Annotated in this window: 13 protein-coding genes; all 13 read right to left on the reverse strand. The window is 46.9% G+C overall.

Going from position 1 to position 5605, the window contains the following annotated elements:
• Positions 1-113: 113 nt before the first annotated feature.
• Positions 114-245 carry a hypothetical protein gene (locus Q0Y54_RS11350; protein WP_297967951.1) on the reverse strand — a complete coding sequence of 44 codons (132 nt, stop codon included), beginning with the start codon at positions 243-245 and terminating at the stop codon, positions 114-116.
• A 56-nt stretch (positions 246-301) separates the two neighbouring features.
• A complete protein-coding gene (locus Q0Y54_RS11355; RefSeq protein WP_297967954.1) occupies positions 302-961 on the reverse strand; it encodes a DUF3310 domain-containing protein in 660 nt (219 codons plus the stop codon).
• A gap of 12 nt (positions 962-973) precedes the next feature.
• Positions 974-1387: a single-stranded DNA-binding protein gene (locus Q0Y54_RS11360; protein WP_297967956.1), complete on the reverse strand. Its 414-nt coding sequence runs from the start codon at positions 1385-1387 to the stop codon at positions 974-976.
• Complete coding sequence (locus tag Q0Y54_RS11365; RefSeq protein ID WP_297967958.1) at positions 1384-1551, reverse strand: hypothetical protein; 168 nt, start codon at positions 1549-1551, stop codon at positions 1384-1386. Before Q0Y54_RS11365 ends, Q0Y54_RS11360 begins: the two co-directional genes overlap by 4 nt.
• Positions 1552-1600: 49 nt before the next feature.
• Complete coding sequence (locus Q0Y54_RS11370; RefSeq protein ID WP_297967961.1) at positions 1601-1885, reverse strand: hypothetical protein; 285 nt, start codon at positions 1883-1885, stop codon at positions 1601-1603.
• Positions 1878-2123, reverse strand: coding sequence for a hypothetical protein (locus Q0Y54_RS11375; protein ID WP_297967964.1), 246 nt, complete (start codon positions 2121-2123; stop codon positions 1878-1880). Before Q0Y54_RS11375 ends, Q0Y54_RS11370 begins: the two co-directional genes overlap by 8 nt.
• On the reverse strand, positions 2124-2318 hold the full coding sequence (locus Q0Y54_RS11380) for a hypothetical protein (protein WP_297967966.1): 195 nt from the start codon (positions 2316-2318) through the stop codon (positions 2124-2126).
• Positions 2319-2332: 14 nt separating this feature from the next.
• Positions 2333-2545, reverse strand: a complete 213-nt coding sequence (locus Q0Y54_RS11385; RefSeq protein ID WP_297967969.1) for a hypothetical protein — start codon at positions 2543-2545, stop codon at positions 2333-2335.
• Positions 2542-2742: a hypothetical protein gene (locus tag Q0Y54_RS11390; RefSeq protein ID WP_297967972.1), complete on the reverse strand. Its 201-nt coding sequence runs from the start codon at positions 2740-2742 to the stop codon at positions 2542-2544. Before Q0Y54_RS11390 ends, Q0Y54_RS11385 begins: the two co-directional genes overlap by 4 nt.
• 34 nt (positions 2743-2776) lie before the next feature.
• Positions 2777-2974 carry a hypothetical protein gene (locus Q0Y54_RS11395; RefSeq protein ID WP_297967975.1) on the reverse strand — a complete coding sequence of 66 codons (198 nt, stop codon included), beginning with the start codon at positions 2972-2974 and terminating at the stop codon, positions 2777-2779.
• A gap of 35 nt (positions 2975-3009) precedes the next feature.
• A complete protein-coding gene (locus Q0Y54_RS11400; protein WP_297967978.1) occupies positions 3010-3528 on the reverse strand; it encodes a hypothetical protein in 519 nt (172 codons plus the stop codon).
• Entirely contained in the window at positions 3509-4225 is a 717-nt protein-coding gene (locus tag Q0Y54_RS11405; protein ID WP_297967981.1) for a hypothetical protein, read from the reverse strand. Before Q0Y54_RS11405 ends, Q0Y54_RS11400 begins: the two co-directional genes overlap by 20 nt.
• 244 nt (positions 4226-4469) lie before the next feature.
• Positions 4470-5534: a DUF3102 domain-containing protein gene (locus Q0Y54_RS11410; RefSeq protein WP_297967984.1), complete on the reverse strand. Its 1065-nt coding sequence runs from the start codon at positions 5532-5534 to the stop codon at positions 4470-4472.
• Between the last annotated feature and the right edge of the window lie 71 nt (positions 5535-5605).

The following is a 5605-nucleotide window of genomic DNA, read 5'->3' on the forward strand; positions in this document are numbered from 1 at the left end:
ACTCCTGCTTCCTGACTTCATAGGCCTTGCGCTCATTATCGTAGTTAAGAATATACCCCTCGGCAATTTTCCTATCATTCTCCATGCCTCTAACTATATCCTGCTCTATCTGTTCAGCCTCTTCCATTGTCTTTCCCCTCCAGTATCCTGATAATCTGCAGATCCGTTTCGGTGGCCACATCAGGATCCAGCTTCTTGATCTGAATTTCTACCCTTGGCCTTTCCTTGTCTATCCCAGCAGTCATTGTCCCGTCCCATGATTTAATAATGCGGTCATTTATCAATTAGCTTTATAGTTGCATCATCCACGAGTCATTTCCTCCAGCTCCGCAGCCCTGGCCTCATACCAGGCTGCTTTTTTCATGTCCTCGGCAAAGCGGCCCTTATGCTTGGCCCGCCAGATGTATTTAAAGGCGGTCACTGTGGCGTAGGCCTTCATCCACTCCGCCCCGAAGGCTGATACCATGGCATCCCAGCACTCAATATCTCCAGTGCAGTAGTGGGGCGGATGGTTCACCATATCCGCTGCTGGTTCGCTTGTCTGATTGTTCGCTTGTTCGCTTGGCTGTCCATTTACCTCATTTGCCATTTCTGTCTTGTCCTCCTCCGGCTCCGGGAACTCGTCTGCTGGCTCCCCTTTCCGGGCTTTATGCTTCATCTTTTTGGTTTTTGGCTCCGCTTTTGCGGCTTTTTGCTCCGTTTTTGCCTTTTCAATATCCTTGGCCATAATCATCTTCTCCTCTGCCTTTTTCATGTTCGCCGCCCCGGTATCCGGAAAATCCCTTATATACGCATCAGCAAACATATACCTTTGTCCATCCATAGGCTCTGCCTTTTTACCGGTACGATAGTAGGCTGTCGCCAATGAGATATCATTATAGTCAGCCATAACCTTTATATTTTCATAGGCTTCAACTATCTCTCCACTTACTACATCACATCTTACTATTGGTATCCCCATTTACTCCGCCCCCTAAAAAGGTATATCATCATCGCTTACCGGTGTACCGCCGAAGCTGCCCAAATTATTTTGATTGCCACCAGCTGGGGCACCGCCGCCCCCATTGTCCTTCTTGCTGCCACAGAAATACATATCGCTTACGATAACCTCGGTGACATATTTCTTACTGCCGTCCTGGGCATCGTAGTTTCTGACCTGCATCCGCCCCTCCACAAGAATTTCAGAGCCCTTTATACAACTATGGGCGATTACCTCCGCCAGCTTTGTCCAGGCAATACATGGGATAAAATCAGCCGTCGGGCCCTGATTATCACTGCTAACCCTGCGATTTACCGCCAATTTAAAGCTGACCACTGCCTTGTTACTCGCCGTATATCTTAATTCCGGGTCACGGGCCAGCCGCCCCTTTAAAATTACCTTGTTCATTTAACCTTCCTCCTGATAAGCCCCTTGGCCATAAACTGCTTAATCCTCTCCGGCGTCCAATTGAATAATGGTGTATTCACTATCTCCTGCCCAGCCTTTCTTAAACCTCGGCTATACTGCTCAAAGGCTCTTGTATAAACATAAATTATCTCTTTTTGCGCCATTTTGGCACCTCCGTCCAAATCAATTTAAATCCGCATCCGGTTTCGTTTTTCAGCATTTTCCATAAATATTGTCAAGATACGCCTCTATCCTTCCCCGTATCTCCCGGCTATTTTTGCCATTATGCCTCTGAAAATGGCAAACAGCACACAGCACCACGCCCTTTTGCTCCTCATCAGACTTGTTGATGCCGCAGGGCTCATGATGGAACTTCACCGATGGATGCACCCAGGCACCGCATACCACACACCTGTCATGGTCACGGCCATGGATAGCACTGTTGAGCCTGCTTAATGCCCGGCCCTTTAGGCGTACTCTCTTGTTTTTTTCAAACATCGCTATTCTCTTTCAACACCAGCTGATGATGTACCGCATAGGCCACATCTAACATCATAGACAGCCCATCATCATAGGTTATATCAATCTTCTGTGCCTCTTTGCCGTCCCTGGCATATATTTTTACAAATTCAGCGTCCTCTTTGCCTGCGATATATTCCATGCGGGATATATCCTCTCCAGTCATAGCGTACACCTTGCCCAGTGCTTTTATGATTTTTGCCTTATCCTCTTTCAATTATTCCACTCCTCTCAGCCTAATAAGAAATGTGCCATTCCTTCTTTGCCGCTTCTTGGCACTGGGTCTGGTCATCCATCTCAGGTATGCCATTGATTTTCCCGTTCTTGCGCTTAGCTCTTCAAGGGTACCGTCCATCAGATTTACTTCGCCTTTATACATGGCATATATCCTTGGCTTTTGCTGCTTAGGCATAATATTTACTCCTTTCATTTTGATGTGACATTGTTCTCCAGCCCGTATATGGCCGTTTCGATGATATTGTGAAGGCTCCTCAGCTCATCCACCGTCAAGAATATTCTGCCGGTATCAATCAGAGTATCAGCTTCCACACTGCCGCTTTCAACCACACAGCCCGTATGGTCAATTATTGCCTTGATGTATCCTTTGTTTGCGGTCTTAAGCGTATTTATTACAATCACTTCCTGCGCCTCCCTCTGGCTTTATTCATGGTTGCCTTTGCAGATCTAAAATCCCTAAGCCGGTAATATATTCTTTTGGTCTCCTGAAAGGATGGCTCAAAAACATCATTGGCCCTGTTGTATAAAAGCTGCTCCAGGTGCTCAGCCTCATGAGCTGACAGCTCCAATATAACCTTTTCCGGGTAGCACTCACTCATACAGCCGCCCCCATTAAAAAATCATTTGCCTTATTCATACCTCTTTGCCCTTTTCCCTGCTCCTGGTTCTTCTACTGTTCCAGTTATTCACCAGTATCATGTCCCGCTTGCGCTCCTCCAGCTCGGAACACAGGCTGGACACCTTACAGAGGCTTATAATTAGAAATCCCATAAATGTTATAAGGCCGCCTACAGCCATCCAAAAACAGGCCGAAATACCAAATTCAATCATTCTGCTTGTCTCCCTTCATCGGTGCTTTGATGCGGTCACTCATAATATCCCCGCTCCTCGTTTTTTAAATAAACCATCCGACGAATTTTTGTTCGGTCCTCCTTCTGCTCATAAAGCTTTATCATGACCGCCTCAGCAGCAAAGATAACCTTCACCAGCTCCGTGGCAAGCTGGTCACTATATGCATAGCTGCCACGAATAATGGCCTTTGCCTCACTGGAGGCTTTGGCCTTGGTTTCCAAAAGGTACATGAGCTGGTCCGTAAAATTCGGACGTTCCATAAACCTCTCAGGTAAATCCTTCTCGCATGTTGGCAGATCCCCCGTGTGCTGGATGATGGTATTGCACATTACCTGAATATCGGCCAGCTCCATGGCCATGCCAATCTTTTCATCCATTGTCGGCTTAATTCCCCTATGGTTTTTTTGCACACACGGCAGGGCCACCTCCAAAAATTCATCAATTTCATTTCCAAGGTGGGCCCACAGCTCCCCAAGCTTCTGTATACCTGCAAACCTGGTGGGCTGTATGTAGTCAATTTCCTGTTCTTCCATTTTGTTTTATCTTCCCTCCTGCCTTTAACCTCATACGACAAAACAGATATAGCTGTCCTGTGTCTGAGCATATTGTTTTTTCCACGCTTTGAAGCGTATATCCGGGATTGTCCCTTTCAATGGTCTCCCGGAACAGCTCCGAATCCTCGGGAATAATCCTGAGAAGGTTAAAGCGTTTTCTTGAAATCTTGGTGCTTTTACTGCAAGATACCCAGGGCTTAATCAGGCCCTTGCTGGGTATCCATCGTTTACTGTTCTTCTCGGTCTCCTGTCCCTTGGATAAGTAAGAGATTAATTTTGACAATCCAATCTTTGGATCTGATTTCAAACGATCACAATTACAAAAACCATGCTGCCAACAATCCTCGATTACGTCTCTTGAAAGCTGGCCATCCATCAGCACATGAAAATGCATCCTTCCCTTGGGGGATATTTCAAAAACGATTATGTATTTGCAGTTATCCATACCTAGCTTGCGCCTCCGGTAATTGATGCGGCCTATCCAATTTTTGACTATCTTCTTGCCCTCTTTTTCATTTTCCGGGTAATTATCCTTGTCAAAGGTGAGCGTTATATAAAAATCACGGTTGCCCTTAAAATTGGCTTCAACCAGGGACTCAAAATATCTCTTGGCCTTTTTCTCGTTGAGCCTCTTTTGCTTGGGTGTGGTCTCCCGATATCTTTTTGGCCCCCACATCGTTAATGAGCCCTCTTCAAAATTGAAATATGACACTTGGATATAATCTGCTTTTACATTTTGCTTAGAAGAATTTCTTGTTATCTTCCTGACAGTATTTTTTATCCCCATGATTATCCCCAAAATTTACGAACACATTTTCTTGCTTCACTTGTTACTACCCTACTACAAGCCCCATGGGGCCCAGCACGGGCCCCGAGTCTGTCTGTTTTATTCATTATTAAATACGAAACCGGTTTCGGATTTAGACTGCATTGATGGTTGCTTCCAGCATCTTCTTGAAGATGGCCCGACACTTTTCTGCCTTATCACCTTCGAGCCGCCCCAGGCACTCAACCGCCGCCTGCAGCTCCTCCCGGATGTTTTCAAAATGGCGGGCAAAGGCCTTCTCCTCTTTGCTCTTTTCCGGCTTGGCCTTTTCCAGCTCCGCTATCTTGGCCTTGAGGGCCTCCATCTCCTGGATGGTTTCTTCTGGTACCTTTTCCACTACTGTAGGCTCCAACGGTGCGTTTTTGATAGCCTCGTTTTCCTGCTTTAGCTTGGCTATCTCACCCTCCAGCCTGGTTTGGGACTCCATAGCCGCCCCCTGGGCCTCACTGTAGAGCTTGGAATACTTATCCTTTGCCTCATTGGCCTCAGTTATTTCCTTTTCCATTTCGGCCAGCTTCTCTTTATATGAAGAAAGCTCCTTGTTGTCATCAGCCTCAGCCAGCTTTTTTTGCAAAATATCCAGCTCATGCTGATAACCCTCTTTTGCGGCATTCATGGCCGCCTTTACATCATCCAGCTGCTTGGTCTTTTCCTCTGACTCCCTGGCCAATGCTTCATTCTCTTTCTTGGTATCATTCAGCTCCTTAATGGCAGCCTCCAGCTCCCGCTTGGACATATCCTGCAAATCCTCTTTATGCTCCTCCATGAACTCAAAGCACTGCTCCTCATCCTTGATGGACATCAGGGCCAGCATCTGGGACCGGTTCAGCTTGGCCACCTGCTCAGGATCCGCATTGGCCCCAAAGAGCTTCTGCTGACCATTACCGAAACGCTCATAGATGCCGATGATGTTCTGAGCTGTGCGCTCACTATAATCCACATTATCCGCCAGCCACTTACCCCAATTACCATGGCCAACAGCTCCCTTGGCCTGCAGGAGCCGCTTGCCAATCTCCAATGTGGCATTCTGTACCATGGCCAAGGTCTGGGCCTTGATGGTATTAATCTCTGCCGCCAGCCTTGCCAGCTTGTCCGCCTCGGTCTCATTGGCCGGTATATTGTCCTGTGCTACTAAATCCATCTTTGCTTCATCACTCATGCTGCTTTACTCCTTTTTTTCTTATTGATTTTTGCTTCTTCAAAGGCTTTTACAAAGGCCTGGGCCTCCGG

The organism is uncultured Anaerovibrio sp., from assembly GCF_947302755.1.
Lineage (GTDB): Bacteria > Bacillota > Negativicutes > Selenomonadales > Selenomonadaceae > Anaerovibrio.

Coding starts and splice junctions, on each gene's coding strand:
- Q0Y54_RS11350 (WP_297967951.1), bottom strand. CDS start 245: ATGACTGCTGGGATAGACAAGGAAAGGCCAAGGGTAGAAATTCAGATC.
- Q0Y54_RS11400 (WP_297967978.1), bottom strand. CDS start 3,528: ATGGAAGAACAGGAAATTGACTACATACAGCCCACCAGGTTTGCAGGT.
- Q0Y54_RS11355 (WP_297967954.1), bottom strand. CDS start 961: ATGGGGATACCAATAGTAAGATGTGATGTAGTAAGTGGAGAGATAGTT.
- Q0Y54_RS11360 (WP_297967956.1), bottom strand. CDS start 1,387: ATGAACAAGGTAATTTTAAAGGGGCGGCTGGCCCGTGACCCGGAATTA.
- Q0Y54_RS11380 (WP_297967966.1), bottom strand. CDS start 2,318: ATGCCTAAGCAGCAAAAGCCAAGGATATATGCCATGTATAAAGGCGAA.
- Q0Y54_RS11365 (WP_297967958.1), bottom strand. CDS start 1,551: ATGGCGCAAAAAGAGATAATTTATGTTTATACAAGAGCCTTTGAGCAG.
- Q0Y54_RS11405 (WP_297967981.1), bottom strand. CDS start 4,225: ATGTGGGGGCCAAAAAGATATCGGGAGACCACACCCAAGCAAAAGAGG.
- Q0Y54_RS11410 (WP_297967984.1), bottom strand. CDS start 5,534: ATGAGTGATGAAGCAAAGATGGATTTAGTAGCACAGGACAATATACCG.
- Q0Y54_RS11390 (WP_297967972.1), bottom strand. CDS start 2,742: ATGAGTGAGTGCTACCCGGAAAAGGTTATATTGGAGCTGTCAGCTCAT.
- Q0Y54_RS11395 (WP_297967975.1), bottom strand. CDS start 2,974: ATGATTGAATTTGGTATTTCGGCCTGTTTTTGGATGGCTGTAGGCGGC.
- Q0Y54_RS11370 (WP_297967961.1), bottom strand. CDS start 1,885: ATGTTTGAAAAAAACAAGAGAGTACGCCTAAAGGGCCGGGCATTAAGC.